Source organism: Roseicella aerolata, from assembly GCF_020523605.1.
GTDB lineage: Bacteria > Pseudomonadota > Alphaproteobacteria > Acetobacterales > Acetobacteraceae > Paracraurococcus > Paracraurococcus aerolatus.
Map to the genome: position 1 here is coordinate 124,680 of NZ_JAJAQI010000007.1, position 17,381 is coordinate 142,060.

Here is a 17,381-nt window from a genome sequence, read left to right on the forward strand (position 1 = left end):
ACGCGGCCGGCCCGCCCGCCAAGCCGATCCCGCGGCGCGGCGCGGGCCGGCACCTCTCCCGGCCTTGGTGTTTCCACCCCGGGCGGGCTTGCTCTATGCAGGCCGCTGCAAGGATCGCCCCTGTCATGTCAGCCCCCATCGCCCCCTTCCCGCAGGTCGACCACCAGCGTGCCGTCTTCCCCGATGGCCTGGCGCTCGATTGCGGCATGACGATCGCGCCGCTGGCGGTGGCCTACCGGACCTATGGCCGGCTGAATGCGGCGCGCAGCAATGCCGTGCTGATCTGCCATGCCCTGACCGGCGACCAGTATGTGGCGGAGACCCACCCGCTGACCGGCCGCGCCGGCTGGTGGGAGAACATCGTCGGACCCGGCAGGCCGCTCGACACCGACCGCTACTTCCTGATCTGCGCCAATGTGCTGGGCGGCTGCATGGGCAGCACCGGCCCGCGGGAGGAGAAGACGGATGCCGCGGGGCGCGGCCTCGGCCGCCCCTGGGGCACGGATTTCCCCAATGTCACGATCCGCGACATGGTCCGCGCCCAGAAGCGGCTGGCCGAGCATCTGGGGATCGAGCGGCTGCTCGGCGTGGTCGGCGGCTCCATGGGCGGGATGCAGGTGCTGGAATGGGCGGCGACCTATCCGGATGCGGTCTTCGCCGCCGCCCCGATCGCCACCGCCGCCCATCACAGCGCGCAGAACATCGCCTTCCATGAGGTCGGCCGCGCCGCCATCCACTCCGACCCCGACTGGCGGGGCGGCCGCTACTGGGAGGATGGACGGGTGCCGGCCAAGGGCCTCTCGGTGGCCCGCATGGTGGCGCACATCACCTATCTGAGCGAACAGGCGCTGACCCGGAAATTCGGCCGACGGCTGCGTGGCGCGGCGGCGCTCACCTTCCTCGAGGACGTGTTCGAGGTGGAGAGCTATCTCCGCTACCAGGGCAGCACCTTCGTCCGTCGCTTCGACGCCAATTCCTACCTGACCATCACCCGGGCGATGGACTATTTCGACCTGGCGGCGGAGCATGGCGGCGACCTGGCGGCGGCCTTCCGGGGGACGAAGACGCGCTTCTTCGTCTCCTCCTTCTCCTCCGACTGGCTCTTCCCGACAGCCGAGAGCCGCGCCCTGGTCCGCGCGCTGAACGCCGCGGCGGCGAATGTCAGCTTCGTCGAGATCGAGTCCGACAAGGGGCACGACGCCTTCCTGCTGGAGGAGCCGGATTTCCACCGCGCGCTGGGCGGCTTCCTCGCGGGCTGCGCCGACCGGCTGGGGGTCTGACCATGCCCGACGACATCCGCCCGACCGAGCGCCGCGGCGCCATCCGTTATGTCGCGAAGAACATGCGGCTCGACCTGCGGCTGATCGCGGAGATGATCCCCCGCGGCGCGACCGTGCTCGATATCGGCTGCGGCGACGGCGCGCTGCTCGCGCACCTGACCGCCGAGAAGGGCGCCGATGCCCGGGGGATCGAGATCGACATGGCCCAGGCCACCCAGGCGGTCGCGGCCGGGCTGGCCGTGATCCAGGGCGATGCCGACCACGACCTGGCCTTCTATCCGGATGGCGCCTTCGATTACGTGGTGCTCTCCCGCACGCTGCAGGCGGTCGAGCGGCCGCGGGAGGTGCTGCGGCAGATGCTGCGCATCGGCCGGCATGCGATCGTGTCCTTCCCGAATTTCGGCCACTGGCTGCTGCGCTGGCAGCTCGTCAGCACGGGGCGGATGCCGATGACCGAGACCTGGCACCGCGAGTGGTACGAGACGCCGAACATCCATCCCTGCACGATCAGGGACTTCTTCGACCTCTGCGCGCTGGATGGCTATGTGGTGGAGCGCTGGCTGGCGGTGGATGACCGCGGGCTGAAGGCGCCCTGGACCCGCTCCCCCTGGCTGGCCAATCTGTTCGGGGAGCAGGCGCTGTTCCTGCTGCGGCGAGGCTAGCGCGCGGCGCGCTCCACGGCCTCGGCAAGGCGCTCGGCGGCGGATTCACCCCCCCGGGGCACCCCGGCGCCGTGCGAAGCAGGGAGGCGCGGGGTGCGCCATGCCTGGCGGCCGGGGCCTGCCGCCAGCGGCGCGGCGGGAGCGCGCAGCGGCCCTCAGTGCAGCCGGGCACCCCGGGGGCGGCGGACGGCGCCTGCCGCCCCGCCCTTCGGGGCCTCCGGCATCAGGGATGCCGCCAGCGCCGCATGCCGCGCCGCGTCGGTCGCGCCCATGCGCAGGCACTCGGCCTCGACATAGGACAGCATCAGCCGCAGAGCGGAATGGTCGGTTGTATCGGACTCAGCTTCCACGGTCTGAGGCGCAGCGCGCATCGAGCGGCTCCGGTTATTGTGAACTTGCAGCCCACACATACTAGTGACGAGGTAACGCAGCAAGGCGGAAGTCGTTGCCGGCGGCGCCAGGCACGGCCGGATTGCTGGATTTTCCGCCCAATTGTAAAAAACGAGATTAATGATCTCGCGTTTTCTACTGAGAATACACAGAACACTGCCCTTGCCTGCCAGCGGCCCGGCTGCAACCCGGCAAGAGGCTGAAGCCCGGCCGGGATCCGGGCCGTCCCGGCGGCCTCATACCGGCCGCACGGATTCCTGACCCATGGTCGGCGGTCGTGCGGCCGGCATCACTCTCCCGTTGGGCGCGCAGCCGCCACACCAACCCTGCGCGCGATACGCGCCGCGGCAAGGCAGAACTTGCCGCGGCGCGTATCAGAACCGCTCCATCCAGGGCCGCAGCTCGATCTCCCAGCTCCAGGCGCTGCGGGGCTGGCGGATCAGCTGCCAATAGGTCTCGGCGATCGCATCGGGATCGAGCAGCGTATCCTCCCCCGTCTCCGGCCGGCGCGCGCTGCGGATGCCGCCATCGATGACGACATGCGCCACATGCACGCCCTTGGGGTGCAGCTCCCGCGCCGCGGACTGGGCCAGGCCGCGCAGGGCGAATTTCCCCATCGCAAAGGCCGCGCTCTGCGGATAGCCCTTCACCCCGGCCGAGGCGCCGGTCAGCAGGATGGTGCCTTGCCCCCGGGGCAGCATGCGCCGCGCCGCCTCCCGCAGCGCGAGGAAGGCGCCGAAGGCGCAGACCTGCAGGCTCTTCTGAACCTCCTCCGGCTCGAGCTCGGCAACCGGCCCGCGGGTGCGGTAGCTGGGGTTGTAGACCACCACCTCCGCCTCCCCCGCCGCCGCGAAGAGCGCGCCGACCTGCGCGGCATCGGCGGCGCCGCAGGCATGGGTGGCAGCGCCGGTCTCCGCCGCCAGCGCGGCGAGCTTGGCGGTGTTCCGCGCGGCGAGGGCCACTTCGTAGCCCTCCCGCGCCAGCCGCCGGGCGAGCGAGGCCGAGAGGCCATCCCCCGCGCCGATGATCAGGGCCTGTGGCATGCGTCACCTCCGGGCGCGGAGCGAGCATGCGGCACCCGCGCCATCCGCCGCGCGGCAGGCTATCCTTGCCCGGCACAGCCGGGGAACAGCCAATGCCGACCCATGTCGATCCCGAGAACCGCCGGGTGACGGATGATCTCTATGCCGCCGGCCGCGCCGCCTTCGAGGCCGGCGCCTCGGTGGTCGAGAACCCGCTGGCCAATAGCGGGCATTACGGCCGCGCCTGGTTCGCCGGCTGGCTGGACGCGCTGGCGGATCGGCTGGATGGCGGGGATCGTGCCAGCCGCGCCTATCCCGTGCTGCTGGCGGATGACCGCGCGAACTTCTTCTGATCGCCGGGCCGGGGGGCAGGCGGGTCGCGCCGCCGCCCGGCCAGCGCCGGCCCTGGCGGAAGGTCCGGAAGGCCGCCCGAGGCCGATCCGCTCCGGCGCGTCAGGCCGGCGCAGGCTCCCGGGCGGTCCACCTTCCTCCCCCGGGCCGCCCTATCCCAGGGTCTCCAGCAACTCGCACAGCACGGCGCAGCGGGGCGCCAGGTCCGGCCAGCGGATATGCTCCTCCGGCGCATGCGCCCCGGCGCCGGTGCAGCCGAGCCCGTCCAGGGTCGGGATGCCCATGGCGGCGGTGAAATTGCCGTCCGAGCCGCCGCCGCGATGCTGCTTCGGCAGGTCGAAGCCCTGCCGCGCCGCGATCGCCCGCGCGGTTTCATACAATGCGAGGTTGGCCGGGCTCTCCTCCAGCGGCGGGCGGTTCAGCCCGCCTTCCAGGGTGATGCGGATGCCGTCCTCCTCCAGGGCGAGGCCCTGGATGGCGGCGACCACCCGCTCCGCCTCGGCCAGGCTGGGCACGCGGAAATCGATCCGGCAGCCGGCCTCGGGCGGGACGACATTCGGCCGGGTGCCGCCCCAGACCGGGGCGACATTGGTGGTCACGCCCCGCTCCAGATCGGTCAGCGCATGGATCTTCAGGATCGCCTGGGAGAGGGCGACGACGGCGCTCCGCCCCTCCGACCAATTGCCGCCGGCATGTGCGCTGCGGCCCTCGACGCGCAGGGTGAAGCCGCCGGTGCCCTTGCGGGCCGTGACGCAGGCGCCCTGCGGGCCGCCGGCGGGCTCCGGGATCAGCACGGCGCAGGCCCCGCGGGCCGCGTCCTCGATGGGGGCGCGGGAGGTCGGGCTGCCCACCTCCTCATCCGGGGTCAGCAGCAGGGTGATCGGGCGCCGCGTCTTCGTCCCCTGGCGCAGGATCTCCCGCACGCTGTGGAAGGCCATGAAGCTGCCGGCCTTCATGTCGTAGATCCCGGGACCATGGGCGCGCTCGCCCTCCACCCGGAAGGGCATGGGGCCGGCCAGCGTGCCGTGGTCCCAGACCGTGTCGAGATGCCCGGCCACCACCACCGGCGCCCCCTCCCCCGGCGTGCGGGCGATCAGCGTGTCGCCGAAGCCGTCCCGGCCCGGCAGCCGCTCGATCGCCGCGCCCAGGCCGCGCAGATCCCGCTCCGCCCGGTCGAGCAGCCCGTTCACCGCCCGCGCATCGGTGGTCGGCGTCTCGTGCTCCACCCAGGTCCTGAGTTCGGCGAGCAGGCGGTCGGAGGGGCCGATCTCGGTCACGGGCATGCGGCGAATCCTTTCGGGGCTGGGGGCGCCATCCTTGTCGCTCGCAGCCCCGAGGGCTAGACCGGCCGGCGCATCAGGCAGGATCCCTCATGTCCGACGGTCTCTTCTTCGAGGATCTCTCGGTCGGCCAGACCGCCAGCTTCGGCAAGACCATCACCGAGGCCGACATCGTCCTCTTCGCCGCGGTCACCGGCGATACCAACCCGATGCACCTGAACGCCGACTATGCGAAGGACAGCATCTTCGGCGAGCGCATCGCGCATGGCATGCTGGCCGCCGGGCTGATCACCAAGGTGCTCGGCACCCAGCTTCCCGGCCCCGGCACCATCTACATGTCGCAGAGCCTCAAATTCCGCGCGCCGGTCCGGATCGGGGAGACGGTGACGGCGACCGTGGAGGTCCTGGCGCTGCATCCGGAGAAGCACCGCGCCACGCTGCGCACCCTCTGCACCGTGCGGGGCGAGCCGGTGCTGGAGGGCGAGGCCTTCGTCTCCGTCCCCTCCCGCGCGGCGCGGGCCAAGGCGGCGGAATGACGCCCGCCAACGGTCCCGATGACCGGAGGGCGAAGGCCCGGAGGTCTGAATCGGCGCCGCCATCGAACGGCTCCGATGACCGGAGGGCGAAGGCCCGGAGGTCTGAATCGGCGCCGCCCTCGAACGGCTCCGATGACCGGAGGGCGGAGCCCCGGAGGTCCGGATCGGCGCCGCCCGTCATCATCCAGGACTGGCGCGAGGTACCGCCCGAGCTGCGCGGCGCCACCATCGCGCTGGGCAACATGGATGGCGTGCATCGCGGCCATCACGCGGTGCTGCAGGCGGCGCATGCGGCCAGGCCCGGCGCGAAGCTCGGCGTCGTGACCTTCGAGCCGCATCCGCGCGAGCATTTCCGCCCCGACGACCCGCCCTTCCGCCTGACCCTGCTGCCGGCCAAGGCGGCGGCGCTGGGGGCGGCCGGCGCCGCGGTGGTCTTCGCGCTGCGCTTCGACGCCGCACTGGCCGGCATGCCGGCCGAGACCTTCTTCGCGGAGGTGCTGCGCGAGGGCCTGGGCGCCGTCCACCTCTCCTGCGGCCAGGATTTCGCCTTCGGCCACCGCCGCGGCGGGGATGCCACGGTGCTGGCCCGCCTGGCCGAGGCGGCCGGGATCGGCACCACCATCGTGCCGCCGGTCGTGGATGCGCAGGGGCCCATCTCCTCCACCCGGATCCGCCGCGTGTTGCAGGACGGCTATCCGGAACGGGCGACGGCGATGCTCGGCCGGCCCTGGGAGATCCGCGGCGCGGTGGTGCATGGCGACAAGCTCGGCCGCGTGCTGGGCTGGCCGACCGCCAATATGTGGATGGGCCGGCACCTGGAGCCGGCGCGCGGGGTCTATGCCGTGACCGTCGCCCTGCCGGACGGGACGGAGGCGAAGGGCGTGGCGAATATCGGCCGCCGGCCGACCCTCGGCGGCGATCCGGAGACCCGGCTGGAGACCTACATCTTCGACTGGTCGGGCGACCTCTACGGCCAGGAGATCGGGGTGCGGCTGGTGAAATTCCTGCGGGCGGATGCGAAATTCGCCGGACTCGAGGAGCTGAAGGCGGCGATCGCGCAGGACGCGGAGGATGCGAGGGCCGCCCTGGGCTGATGGCGGGCCGCCCCTGCGGCCGCCTGCCGGACCACCCGCCGACTTGCGCCGGTCGCTATCGGGGCTCCCTGACAAAGGAGTGTGCCGCGCAGCACAGCTCCCGCTTCGGGCCTTTCCCATTCTGCCGGCCCGGCCGTTCCGGCCAAGGGAGACCTGCCCGTGTCCGCACCGCGCCGGCGTTCCGCCCTGGTCTTCCTCGTCCTCCTCGCCCTGGCGCCCGGCCCGGTCGCGGCCGATCCGCTGTGGCGGGAGCCGCTCTGGCTCTACCCGCCCGGCGCCGATGCGCCTTTCCCCGCCCTGCTGACCCTGCCCCCCGGCTGGCTGCTCGGCGATGCCGCGGTGCTGGTGCTGCCCGAAGGCCCGGAGCCCGGCCCGTTCCACCACCGGGTGGTCGAGGCGATGCTGGCCGCGGATGCGGCGGTGCTGGAACTGAACCCGGAGGCGGCGCGCGGCGCCATGCCCGGCCTGCCGGCGGTCGTGCCCGCCGTGCTGCGCCCCGTCCTGGCGGCCGCGTTCCTCGCCCTGCGGCGGGATGCCGGGGCCGGCCTGATGGTCGCCATCGGCCTCGGCCCGGCGGGGGAGGTCGCGCTGCGGGCGGCGGAGGACAGCGCGGAAGGGGTGCTGCCGCCCCTCCTGTCGGCTGCCGCGGCGCTGGGCGGCTTCGGGCCGGCGCGGTTCCAGGCCGGTGCCGCGCCCCCGGCCGCGGAGCAATGGCCGCTGCGGGCCCGGCTATTCTGCACCCTGCTGGCGGGGCTGGAGGGCGGGGCGGAGGCGCGGCGCCGCTGCGAGGAGGTGCTGCTCGCCCCGCCCGCCCCCCTGTTGGCGGCATGGGAGCCCTGAGCGCCGCCCCTCCCTCAGCTCCCCCCGGTGCCGCGGGCGCTTGACCCGGCCCCGCTCCGCTCCGCATAACCGCTTCATGCAGCGTTGGGCGCGTCACGCCGGCACCGGCCGAATTCCTGGCCCGGTCCTCGCCTGAGGCGGTCCGATGACCGAAGGGGTCGCGGCATGGCCGCGCCCGGCCCCGGCGGTCTGAATCGGCCCGCCCGTCAGACAAGGGCCGGGATCTTCCGCGCGCATCCACCGCTCCGCCGCGGCGCCCGCTGCCGGCGGCCAGGAACCAGACCATGACCGACAGCCCGACCGAAGCCCCCGCCCGCGACTACCGCGGCACCGTCTTCCTGCCCGAGACCCCCTTCCCCATGCGCGGCGACCTGCCGAAGCGGGAGCCGCAATGGCTGGAGCGCTGGGAGCGCCTGGGCCTGCGGGACCGCCTGCGGGCGCAGTCCAGGGGCCGCGAGACCTTCGTCCTGCATGACGGCCCGCCCTATGCGAATGGTCCGCTGCATATCGGCCACGCCCTCAACAAGATCCTGAAGGACGTGATCAACCGCGCCGCCCAGATGGCCGGCAGGGATGCCGATTACGTCCCGGGCTGGGACTGCCACGGCCTGCCGATCGAGTGGAAGGTCGAGGAGGAGTACCGCGCCCGGGGCAAGAACAAGGACGCCGTGCCCGTCCTGGAATTCCGCGCGGAGTGCCGCGCCTATGCCGAGCACTGGCTGGGCGTGCAGCGGGAGGAGTTCAAGCGCCTCGGCGTCCTCGGCGACTGGGCCGGGCGCTACGCGACCATGGACCTGCCGAGCGAGGCCGCCATCGTGCGGGAGATCGGCAAGTTCCTGATGAACGGTTCGCTCTATCGCGGTCTGCGCCCGGTGATGTGGAGCCCGGTCGAGAAGACGGCGCTGGCCGAGGCCGAGATCGAGTACCACGATCATGTCTCCCCCACGCTCTGGGCGCGCTTCCGCCTGGAGCGGGCGGCGGCCGGGGACCTGGCCGGCGCCAGCGTGGTGATCTGGACCACGACGCCCTGGACCATTCCCGGCAACCGCGCCGTCGCCTATGGCGAGGAGATCGACTACGCCCTGGTGCATGTGGAAGGCGTGGGCGAGGGCAGCCACCTGAAGGTCGGCGAGACGCTGCTGATCGCCCTGCCGCTGCTGCCGCAATTCGAGAAGGATGCGAAGCTCGGCGCGCATACCATCCGGCGCGTGCTGAAGGGCGCGGAGCTGGCCGGCGCGATCGCCGCGCATCCGCTGCGCGGCCCAGCGGGCCATGGCGGCTATGACTTCGACGTCCCCCTGCTGCCCGGCGAGTTCGTCACGACCGAGGCCGGCACCGGCTTCGTCCATATCGCCCCCGGCCATGGCGAGGATGACTTCAACCTCGGGCGCCAGTTCGGCCTGCCGGTGCCGGAGACGGTGCATGACGACGGCACCTTCACGGTGCAGGCGCCCGGCTTCACCGGCCTGCATGTCTTCAAGGCGCATGACGCGGTCTATGCCGCCTGCGAGGCCGCCGGGACGCTGGTGGCGAAGTCGCGGCTGACGCACAGCTACCCGCATAGCTGGCGGTCCAAGAAGCCAGTGATATTCCGGGCGACGCCGCAGTGGTTCATCGCCATGGACGATGCCAACCGCATCCGGGAGAAGTCGCTCGCGGCGATCGACGCCACGCATTTCGTCCCCGACCAGGGCCGCAACCGCATCGGCAGCATGGTGGCGGCGCGGCCGGACTGGTGCATCAGCCGCCAGCGCGCCTGGGGCGTGCCCATCGCCGTCTTCGTGGACAAGGCGAGTGGCGAGCCGCTGCGCGACCCGGCGGTGATGGAGCGCATCGTCGAGGCCTTCCGCACGGAAGGGGCGGATGCCTGGTACAGGCCGGGTGCGGCGGCGCGTTTCCTCGGCGAGGGACGCGACCCGGCGGCCTATGAGCAGGTGATGGACATCGTCGATGTGTGGTTCGAGTCCGGCTCGACCCACGCCTTCGTCCTGCCCGACCACAAGCTGCCCTTCCCGGCCGATCTCTACCTGGAAGGCTCCGACCAGCATCGCGGCTGGTTCCACTCCTCCCTGCTGGAATCCGTCGGCACCAATGGCGTCGCCCCCTTCAAGGCGATCCTGACGCATGGCTTCGTGCTGGACGAGCAGGGCCGCAAGATGTCGAAGTCGCTCGGCAACGTCACCGCCCCGCAGGAGGTGATGAAGCAGTACGGCGCCGACATCCTCCGGCTGTGGGTGATGAACTCGGACACCGCGGAGGACCTCCGCATCGGGCCGGAGATCCTGAAGCAGCAGGCGGAGCTGTACCGGCGCATCCGCAACTCGCTGCGCTGGCTGCTCGGCAACCTCGCGGGCTTCGAGGAGAACGAGACCGTCTCCTATGCCGAGCTGCCGGAGCTGGAGCGCTGGGTGCTGCACCGGCTGACGGAGCTGGATGCGCGGGTGCGCAAGGCGGCCGAGGACTACGATTGGACCGGGATCTATCCCGAGATCCACAATTTCTGCGCGACCGATCTCTCGGCCTTCTATTTCGACATCCGCAAGGACGCGCTGTACTGCGACGCGCCGGACAGCCACCGCCGCCGCAGCGCGCGGACGGTGCTGGACGTGCTGCACCGCTGCCTCTGCGCCTGGCTGGCGCCGGTGCTGGTCTTCACCGCCGAGGAAGCCTGGCTGGCCCGCTTCCCGGACGAGACTGGCAGCGTGCACCTGACCGACTTCCCGCTGGTGCCGGAGGGGTGGAAGGATGCGGCGCTTGCCGAGAAATGGCGGAAAGTGCGCGAAGTGCGCCGATTTGTTTATCCTTCGCTTGAAGGCATGCGGCGCGCTGGGAAGATTGGTTCATCTTTGCAAGCTGCCGTGTTCTTCGGGGTCGGCGAAGAGGTCGAAGAGGGTGAGGAGACTTCTTTGACCGAGGCCGATGCCGAGTTGTTGTTGGAAGAAGACTGGCAAGAGGTTCTGATCGTCTCCGCCGTAGGTATCATTCAAGGCGCTTCGGGTCCAAAGCCAACAAGCCCACTCGCTGCTAGGGTTGAGCCTGCACTTGGCACGAAATGCGACCGCTGCTGGCGCGTCCTGCCCGAGGTCGGCCAGTCCGGCGCCCACCCCACCCTCTGCCGCCGCTGCGAGGCGGTGGTGGAGGCGCAGTGAGCGACGCCGCCCCGGCCGGGACGCAGGGGGCCGCGGTGCTGCCGGCCCGCGCCGGCCTGCGCCTCGGACTCGTCGTCGCCGCCCTGCTGCTCCTGGCCGACCAGGCGAGCAAGTGGTGGATCCTGGAAGGCCTCCGCCTGCCGGAACTGCGCAACCTGCCGCTGCTGGAAGCCGGGCCCTTCGGGCTCGACTTCACCATGGTCTGGAACCGCGGCGTCACCTTCGGCCTGCTCTCCGGCGACGGGCCGCTGAACCACCTGATGCTCGCCCTGCTGGCCGCCGTCATCGCCGGCTTCCTGCTGCGCTGGCTGGCCAAGGCCGAGACGCGGCTGGTCGCGGTCGCGCTCGGCGCCATCATCGGCGGCGCGATCGGCAATGTCATCGACCGGCTGCGCTTCGGCGCGGTGGTCGATTTCATCCGTGCCCATGCCTGGGGCTGGAACTGGTACGTCTTCAACATCGCCGATGCCGCCATCGTCTGCGGCGTCGTCGTGCTGCTGGCGGACGCGCTGTTCCGCAGGCCCACGCAGAGCTGAACGGCACACCGGTTTCGCTGTGCGCCCGGTCACACCGCAGGCAGGGCGCCCGCCATTCCGGTGGTGACATCCCTCACCCGGCGCCTAGGATTTCGCGTCGGACCGGAGGCCACAGGATGTCGAGCCAGAGCGCGGAGCTGACGCCTTCCCTGGCCAGGGGCGCGGAGGCCGCCCCTGGCAGCATCGCCGCCTTCCGCCCGGGGACCGCCCCCGCGCGGGCCGCCCCCACCGCCGCCAGGGCCCGGGACGAGGCGGCCCGCCACGCGACGCGGCAGACCATCCTCTCCGTCGTGCTGGAGGTGGAGCCGAAGCGGGCGGAGATCCTGCGCCGGAAGCTGGACGCGCTGCGGGAGGAGGAGAGCGGGACGCACCCGCCCTTCAACGAGCTCTGCCGGGAGGTGCCGGTGCTGCACTTCCTGTCCGTGACGATCTTCCCGGATGATCATCACGACCCGGTCCTGGTGATCGAAGCCAATTTCGACGGCCCGCCCGCCCCCTTCTGGGAGATGCTGGAGACGCATATCGGCCCGCATCTGCGCGACATGCTCCGCTGCTGCAAGCCGCCGCGCGATGCCGATGCGGCGCTGTTCCAGGCCATCACCCGGGACGGCGCGACCGCCCCGCTCGCGCCCTACCTCGCGAAACGCGCCACCCTCCCGGCGATCAGCCACCAGGGCAATCGCGGCCTCAGCCGCGCGCGGATCGAGCAGGAGACGGTGCTGTTCGATGCGGTGCAGGAGAGGCTGCGGCGGGAACCGCGCGCGACATTCGCCGGCATGACGGCGCAGCAGATCCATGCCTGGCTGCGCGCCGAGATGCGGCGGGAGTTCCCCTGGCTGGACAGCGCCGGGCCGCCGCGCATTGCGGATGCCGAGCACTATGGCGACTGGGCGCGTCTCCTCGGCTTCGCCGGCCTCGTGCTGCTGGGGCTCGGCCTGCCCGCCATCCTTGCCTGGGCGCTGCTGCCCTGGTGGTCGGTGCCGGTCCTCTCGCTGCTCGCCTGCCTGCCGAGCCTCGTCCTCCTGCGGCGGGAGTTGCGGGAGGCCGGGCCAACCGTGCAGGTCCCACGCTCGCCGGCCATCCTCGGCGCGGCGGCGGTGCTCCTCGTCCTCGGCATCCTGCCCGTCCTGCTCGCCCTGCTTGCCCGCATCCGCCGGCTGGAACGCTGCGACCCGCCGCAGGACGCGCCGCCGGTGGATGAGGCAGAGGTGGCGCGCATGTCCGCGCGCGAGGACAGGCTGACGCAGAACCACATGGGCAGCGTGGTGCTGGTGAAGCCCGGCGTGCTGCGCGCCATCGTCATCCGCGCCGGGCTGCGCGGCCTCGGCCTGCTGCTGCGCGTGCGCCCCCGCGCCCGCGCCGGCTACCTCGCCAGCATGCGCACCATCCACTTCGCGCACTGGGCGCTGATCTCGAATGGCGGCCGGCTGATGTTCTTCAGCAATTTCGACGGCACCTGGGAGAGCTATCTCGATGACTTCATCGAGAAGGCACATAACGGCCTGACGCTCGCCTGGAGCAGTGGCGTCGGCTTCCCGCCCACCCGCTTCCTCTGGTTCGAGGGCGCGACGCATGGCCGCCGCTTCAAGGCCTGGGCGCGCTCCTCCATGGCGGCCAGCAACCTTTGGTTCAGCGCCTATCCGACGCTGACGGTGGAACAGATCGAGCGCCAGCACGCGATCGCGGAGGGCCTGCGCAAGGCCGGGATGGAAGCGGAGGAGGCAGAGGCATGGACGGCACGGCTCTAGGCAGGGCGCCGAAGCAGCACTGGGCGCTGGCGCCCGGGATTGCCCGGGATACCCAAGGCTTCGTGGTCAGCGCCTTTGCCCACCTGCCCGTCGCGGTCGCGCTCTTTCTCGATGCCAGCGGGTCGGAGCGCGGCTGGCTCCGGGCGCTGCGCCAGGTGGCACCGGTCACCACCGCGGCGGACAAGGAGGCGAACCGCACCAGATCCGCCGCCATCGCCTTCACCGCGACCGGGCTCGAGCGGCTCGGGCTCGATCGCCGGACCGTGCAGGCGAGCTTCGAGCGCCCCTTCTGGGAAGGCATGCACCACCCCGACCGCCGTCGCCGGCTGGGTGACCTCTCGGATCACGGGCTGCTGCACGGGGAGGCGCCGCGCTGGAGCTGCAATCCCCCCGGCGCGGACGCGACGACGCTGACGGTGCATGCGCTGCTGGTGCTCTATGCCCGCGACGACCAGGACGCGCAGGACTGGGCCAGGCAGGTGACCGAGGCCCTGCAGGATGTGGGCGTGCAGGTCGCCTGCCGCCTGCCGCTCTCGCTGCGCTTCGATCCGGACCATGTGGCGCGGGAGCATTTCGGCTTCGCCGACGGCATTTCCCAGCCCATTCCCTACGGCCCAGGGGTGGCGGGCCACCATGCCGGGCAGGCGCGCGACCCGTGGCATGGCGTGCCGCTCGGCGAGTTCCTGTTCGGCCATAGCAATGCGCATGACGAGCCGGCGCCGGGCCCGCTGATCCCGGTCGGCGAGCGGGAGAACTCGGACCTCTTCGACCTCGGCCGCAACGGCAGCTACCTGGTGGTGCGCGAGCTGCACCAGTATGTCGAGGCGTTCTGGGATTCCATGCGGGCCGCCGCGGCGGAGCTCCGGAAGGATGCCGTCTGGCTGGCGGAGCGGGTGGTCGGGCGCGAGAGGGATGGCGACCTGCTGCTGCCGGGCAACCGGCAGATGGCGCGCACGGCGCAGGGGCCGGACAATGCCTTCGGCTTTTTCGGGACGGACCGGCATGGCCTCGGCTGTCCCATCGGTTCGCATGTGCGCCGCGCCAATCCGCGCGACGGCCTGGCCCCGGATGCGGCGGCCTGCGCCGATGCGCTGGAGTCCGCGAACAACCACCGCCTGTTGCGCCGCGGCCGGAAATTCGGCCCCGACTTCGAGGAGGGCGAGAGGGATGGCGAGCGGGAACGCGGGCTGCTGTTCATGGCGCTGAACACGGACATCACCCGGCAGTTCGAGTTCATCCAGCAGACCTGGGTGCTGAACAAGGCCTTCGCCACGCTGCAGGGAGAGACGGATCCGCTCTGCGGCCCGGCCGGCCCCTTCACCGTGCCGGACCGGCCGCTGCGCTGGAAGGTGGATGTGAAGACCTTCGTCCGCTTCGCCGGCGGGGAATATTTCTTCCTGCCCGGCATCGGGGCGCTGGACTGGCTGCAGGAGCGGGGCTGACCGGCCTTCCTGCGGCCGGCCGACATGCCCAGGCGCCTCCCCTCCCCGAAGGGCGGAGGCGCCGGGCGTCATGCTGGTCGCGCGAATTCCTGACCGATGGTTGGCGGTCGTGCGGCCGGTATGACTCTCTTGCTGGACGTGTTGGGCGCGCAGCCGCCACACCAACCCAACGCGGTACCCGCCGCGGAAAGCCAGGATCTTCCGCGGTCGGGTATCATACTGTCCCGCATAATGGCTGACCTGCAGCCGCCGCAGGCGGCTGAGCGCCCGGATGGGCGCCGCGCCCTATGGCGCGTAGCCAAGCCGCCGGAGGCGGCGCCGGCGACTGAGGCCGCAGAAATGCGTCAGCATTTATGCGGGTCGGTATCAGTAGCCGATGGCGCGGTCCACCACCTGCAGCAGCGGGCGGCCATCCAGGAACCGGCCGAGATTCTCCACCAGCAGCCGCGCCACCACCCTGTCACGCTCCGGGTGCAGGCCGCCGATATGCGGCAGCACCATGATTCCCGGCGTGGTCCAGAAGGGGTGGCTGGACGGCAGCGGCTCCTCCCGGAACACGTCCAGCACCGCGCCGGCGATCCGCCTCGCCGCCACCGCCTCGATCAGATCGGCATCGACGATGGCGTTGCCGCGGCCGAAATTCAGCAGCCAGGCGCCAGGCTTCATGCGCGCCAGGCGCTCGGCATTCATGAAATTCTCGGTCGCCGGCGTCGCCGGCAGCAGCAGCAGCAGGAAGTCGGCGCGGCCCAGCACCTCGTCGGTCCGCTCGGGCGGCAGCACCTCCACGCCCGGCAGCGGCGCCGGGTTGCGGCGGGTGCCGATGACCGTCATGCGCAGCGCATGCGCCAGCCGCGCCACCTCCTGCCCGATGGCGCCGAGGCCAAGGATGCCGAGCGTCCGGCCGTTCAGCGGCTGCGACACGCGGCGGACCCAGCGGCTCTCCTTCTGGGATTCGGCAATGGCGGCATAGGGCTTGGTCAGGTGGAACAGCGCGCCGAGGATGTTCTCCGGCATAGACTCGCCATGCGTGCCGCGGGCGCAGGTGAGGATGAGGTCCGGCGGCAGGTCGGGCAGGGCCAGCCAGCCCTCCACGCCCGCGGTCAGGGACTGCGCCCAGCGCAGCTTCGGCATCCGCGGCAGCAGGCCGGGCGGCACGCCCCAGCCGAGCATCGCCTCGGTCTCCGCGAGTTGCTCCCCGCTCGGCGTGGCGGTGCGCGCCAGGGTGTCGATGCGCAGGCGCGGCGCGAGGCCCGCAGCGGTGATCGCCTCCTGATAGGGGCCGGGCGTATCGGTCCAGAGCAGCAGGCGGGTGGGGTCGGGCATGCGGCGGTCCTCCGTTTCCGCCAGCCTATCGCCGGCGCAGCCGGGCCGGAACCCGCCGCCGCTCCCCGGGCCTGCCCAGACCGGCCCGGGACCTAGTCCGCATCCTCCAGGATCATCGCCGCCGCCTTCTCGCCGACCATGATGGAGGGGGCGTTGGTATTGCCCGCCGGGACGGATGGCATGATGGAGGCATCCGCGACCCGCAGCCCGCCGATGCCGTGCACGCGCAGCCGCGGATCGACCACCGTGTTGCTCCCCGCCCCCATGGCGCAGCTGCTGGTCGGGTGGTGGTTGGAGACGCCGTTCTCCCGCACGAAGCGCTCCAGATCGGCCCCGTCCCCATAGGCCGGGCCGGGCAGGATCTCCTCCGCCACGAAGGGCCGCATGGCCGGCTGGCCGGCGATGGCCCGCGCCAGCGTCACACCGGCCACCATGGCGCGCATGTCGTAGTCGGAATGCAGGAAGCCGAAGCTGATGGCGGGCGGCGCCAGCGGATCGGGGCTCGCCAGCCGCACCGTGCCGCGGCCGTCCGGCGCCAGATGCACCGGCCCCAGGGTGAAGCCCGGGAAGTCGTGCGGAATGACGCGGTCGCGCGAGCGTTCCCGGGTGCTCCATTCCAGCAGGTTGATCTGCAGGTCCGGTCGCTCCAGACGCTGGTCGGTGCGGGTGAAGACGCCGGCGCGGATGCCGTTCACCGCCATGGGGCCGGAGCGGAACAGCCCGTACTGCGCCGCCGCCAGGATCTTGCGCGGCCAGCTGTTCTCCAGGTCGTTCATGGTGATGGCGCGGGTGCAGCGCCACATCAGGTAGATGCCGAAATGGTCGTGCAGGTTGGCGCCGACCGCCGGCATGTCCCGCACCACCTCGATCCCCATCCCGCGCAGATGCTCCGCGGGGCCGAGGCCGGAGAGCAGCAGCAGTTGCGGGGAGCCGTAGGCGCCGCCGGAGACGATTACCTCCCGCCTCGCCCGTGCCGACCTTCGGCCCTGCGGTGAATGGTATTCGATGCCGGTGGCGCGGCCGCCTTCGATCAGCACGCGCGTCGCCTGGGACAGGGTGCGGATGACGAGGTTCGGGCGTCCCCGCGCCGGCTTCAGATAGGCCCTCGCGGCGCTCCAGCGCCGGCGCCCGCCCGTGGTGGTCTGGTAATAGCCCGTGCCCTCCTGGCGCGCGCCGTTGAAATCCGGGTTGCGCGGGATGCCGAGGCTCTCTGCCGCGGCGATCATGGCATCCGCCAGCGCCGAGCCCGCCGCCTGGTCCGAGACCTCGAGCGGCCCTCCGGTGCCATGGAACTCGTTCGCGCCGTGCTGCTGGTTCTCCGCCTTCCGGAAGAAGGGCAGCACCGAATCCCAGTCCCAGCCGGTGCAGCCGCGCTGGCGCCATTCGTCATAGTCGCGGGGATGGCCGCGCATATAGACCATGCCGTTGATCGAGCTGGTGCCGCCCAGGGTGCGGCCGCGCGGCGCATAGATGCGGCGGTTGTTCAGCCGCGGCTGCGGCTCGCTCTCGAACCGCCAGTTCACCCGTCCGTCCACATAGGTCCGGGCGAAGCCGAGCGGGATATGGATCCAGGGATTGGTGTCGGGCGGCCCGGCCTCCAGCAGCAGCACGCGGTGCCGTCCGCTCTCGGACAGGCGGGCGGCCACCACGGCGCCGGCCGAGCCAGCCCCGGTGACGATGAAGTCGAATTCCTCCGCCGCGTCCGCCATGCGCTTCCCACCCCCAGGC

General features: G+C 71.8%; 15 protein-coding genes. 10 read left to right on the forward strand and 5 right to left on the reverse strand.

What is annotated here, in order from left to right; genetic code table 11:
- The first annotated feature begins 125 nt into the window (after window positions 1-125).
- Both metX and metW read left to right on the forward strand, forming a co-directional pair.
- Window positions 126-1,280 carry a homoserine O-acetyltransferase MetX gene (gene metX, locus LHA35_RS06670; RefSeq protein WP_226606081.1) on the forward strand — a complete coding sequence of 385 codons (1,155 nt, stop codon included), beginning with the start codon at window positions 126-128 and terminating at the stop codon, window positions 1,278-1,280.
- A 62-nt stretch (window positions 1,281-1,342) separates the two neighbouring features.
- A complete protein-coding gene (gene metW / locus LHA35_RS06675; RefSeq protein ID WP_226606169.1) occupies window positions 1,343-1,942 on the forward strand; it encodes a methionine biosynthesis protein MetW in 600 nt (199 codons plus the stop codon).
- A 155-nt stretch (window positions 1,943-2,097) separates the two neighbouring features.
- Here the strand turns inward: metW and LHA35_RS06680 are convergent, their stop codons facing one another.
- A complete protein-coding gene (locus tag LHA35_RS06680) occupies window positions 2,098-2,313 on the reverse strand; it encodes a hypothetical protein (RefSeq protein ID WP_226606084.1) in 216 nt (71 codons plus the stop codon).
- A gap of 393 nt (window positions 2,314-2,706) precedes the next feature.
- A complete protein-coding gene (locus tag LHA35_RS06685; RefSeq protein ID WP_226606087.1) occupies window positions 2,707-3,375 on the reverse strand; it encodes an SDR family NAD(P)-dependent oxidoreductase in 669 nt (222 codons plus the stop codon).
- Between the two features lie 92 nt (window positions 3,376-3,467).
- Between LHA35_RS06685 and LHA35_RS06690 the strand changes: the two genes are divergently transcribed.
- Window positions 3,468-3,707: a hypothetical protein gene (locus tag LHA35_RS06690; RefSeq protein WP_226606091.1), complete on the forward strand. Its 240-nt coding sequence runs from the start codon at window positions 3,468-3,470 to the stop codon at window positions 3,705-3,707.
- 150 nt (window positions 3,708-3,857) lie between these two features.
- On the opposite strand, the gene LHA35_RS06695 is transcribed toward LHA35_RS06690, so the two are convergent.
- The gene (locus LHA35_RS06695) at window positions 3,858-4,988 is read right to left on the reverse strand and encodes a M20 family metallopeptidase (RefSeq protein ID WP_226606094.1); all 1,131 of its coding nucleotides are present in this window, start codon (window positions 4,986-4,988) and stop codon (window positions 3,858-3,860) included.
- A gap of 89 nt (window positions 4,989-5,077) precedes the next feature.
- Between LHA35_RS06695 and LHA35_RS06700 the strand changes: the two genes are divergently transcribed.
- The 7 genes from LHA35_RS06700 (at window position 5,078) to LHA35_RS06730 (ending at window position 14,330) form a co-directional block, all read left to right on the forward strand.
- A complete protein-coding gene (locus LHA35_RS06700; protein ID WP_226606097.1) occupies window positions 5,078-5,521 on the forward strand; it encodes a MaoC family dehydratase in 444 nt (147 codons plus the stop codon).
- Window positions 5,522-5,700: 179 nt separating this feature from the next.
- The gene (locus LHA35_RS06705) at window positions 5,701-6,615 is read left to right on the forward strand and encodes a bifunctional riboflavin kinase/FAD synthetase (protein ID WP_226606172.1); all 915 of its coding nucleotides are present in this window, start codon (window positions 5,701-5,703) and stop codon (window positions 6,613-6,615) included.
- A 159-nt stretch (window positions 6,616-6,774) separates the two neighbouring features.
- Window positions 6,775-7,455 carry a hypothetical protein gene (locus LHA35_RS06710; protein WP_226606101.1) on the forward strand — a complete coding sequence of 227 codons (681 nt, stop codon included), beginning with the start codon at window positions 6,775-6,777 and terminating at the stop codon, window positions 7,453-7,455.
- A gap of 284 nt (window positions 7,456-7,739) precedes the next feature.
- Window positions 7,740-10,604 carry an isoleucine--tRNA ligase gene (gene ileS / locus LHA35_RS06715; RefSeq protein ID WP_226606105.1) on the forward strand — a complete coding sequence of 955 codons (2,865 nt, stop codon included), beginning with the start codon at window positions 7,740-7,742 and terminating at the stop codon, window positions 10,602-10,604.
- Entirely contained in the window at window positions 10,601-11,140 is a 540-nt protein-coding gene (lspA, locus tag LHA35_RS06720) for a signal peptidase II (protein WP_226606108.1), read from the forward strand. Before ileS ends, lspA begins: the two co-directional genes overlap by 4 nt.
- A 116-nt stretch (window positions 11,141-11,256) precedes the next feature.
- On the forward strand, window positions 11,257-12,888 hold the full coding sequence (locus LHA35_RS06725; RefSeq protein WP_226606110.1) for a hypothetical protein: 1,632 nt from the start codon (window positions 11,257-11,259) through the stop codon (window positions 12,886-12,888).
- Window positions 12,870-14,330, forward strand: a complete 1,461-nt coding sequence (locus tag LHA35_RS06730; protein WP_226606113.1) for a Dyp-type peroxidase — start codon at window positions 12,870-12,872, stop codon at window positions 14,328-14,330. Before LHA35_RS06725 ends, LHA35_RS06730 begins: the two co-directional genes overlap by 19 nt.
- A gap of 366 nt (window positions 14,331-14,696) precedes the next feature.
- Here LHA35_RS06730 and LHA35_RS06735 read toward each other — a convergent pair whose 3' ends face one another.
- Together LHA35_RS06735 and LHA35_RS06740 are read right to left on the reverse strand one after the other, a co-directional pair.
- The gene (locus tag LHA35_RS06735; RefSeq protein WP_226606116.1) at window positions 14,697-15,653 is read right to left on the reverse strand and encodes a D-2-hydroxyacid dehydrogenase; all 957 of its coding nucleotides are present in this window, start codon (window positions 15,651-15,653) and stop codon (window positions 14,697-14,699) included.
- Between the two features lie 92 nt (window positions 15,654-15,745).
- Complete coding sequence (locus LHA35_RS06740) at window positions 15,746-17,362, reverse strand: GMC family oxidoreductase (protein WP_226606119.1); 1,617 nt, start codon at window positions 17,360-17,362, stop codon at window positions 15,746-15,748.
- Window positions 17,363-17,381: the final 19 nt, after the last annotated feature.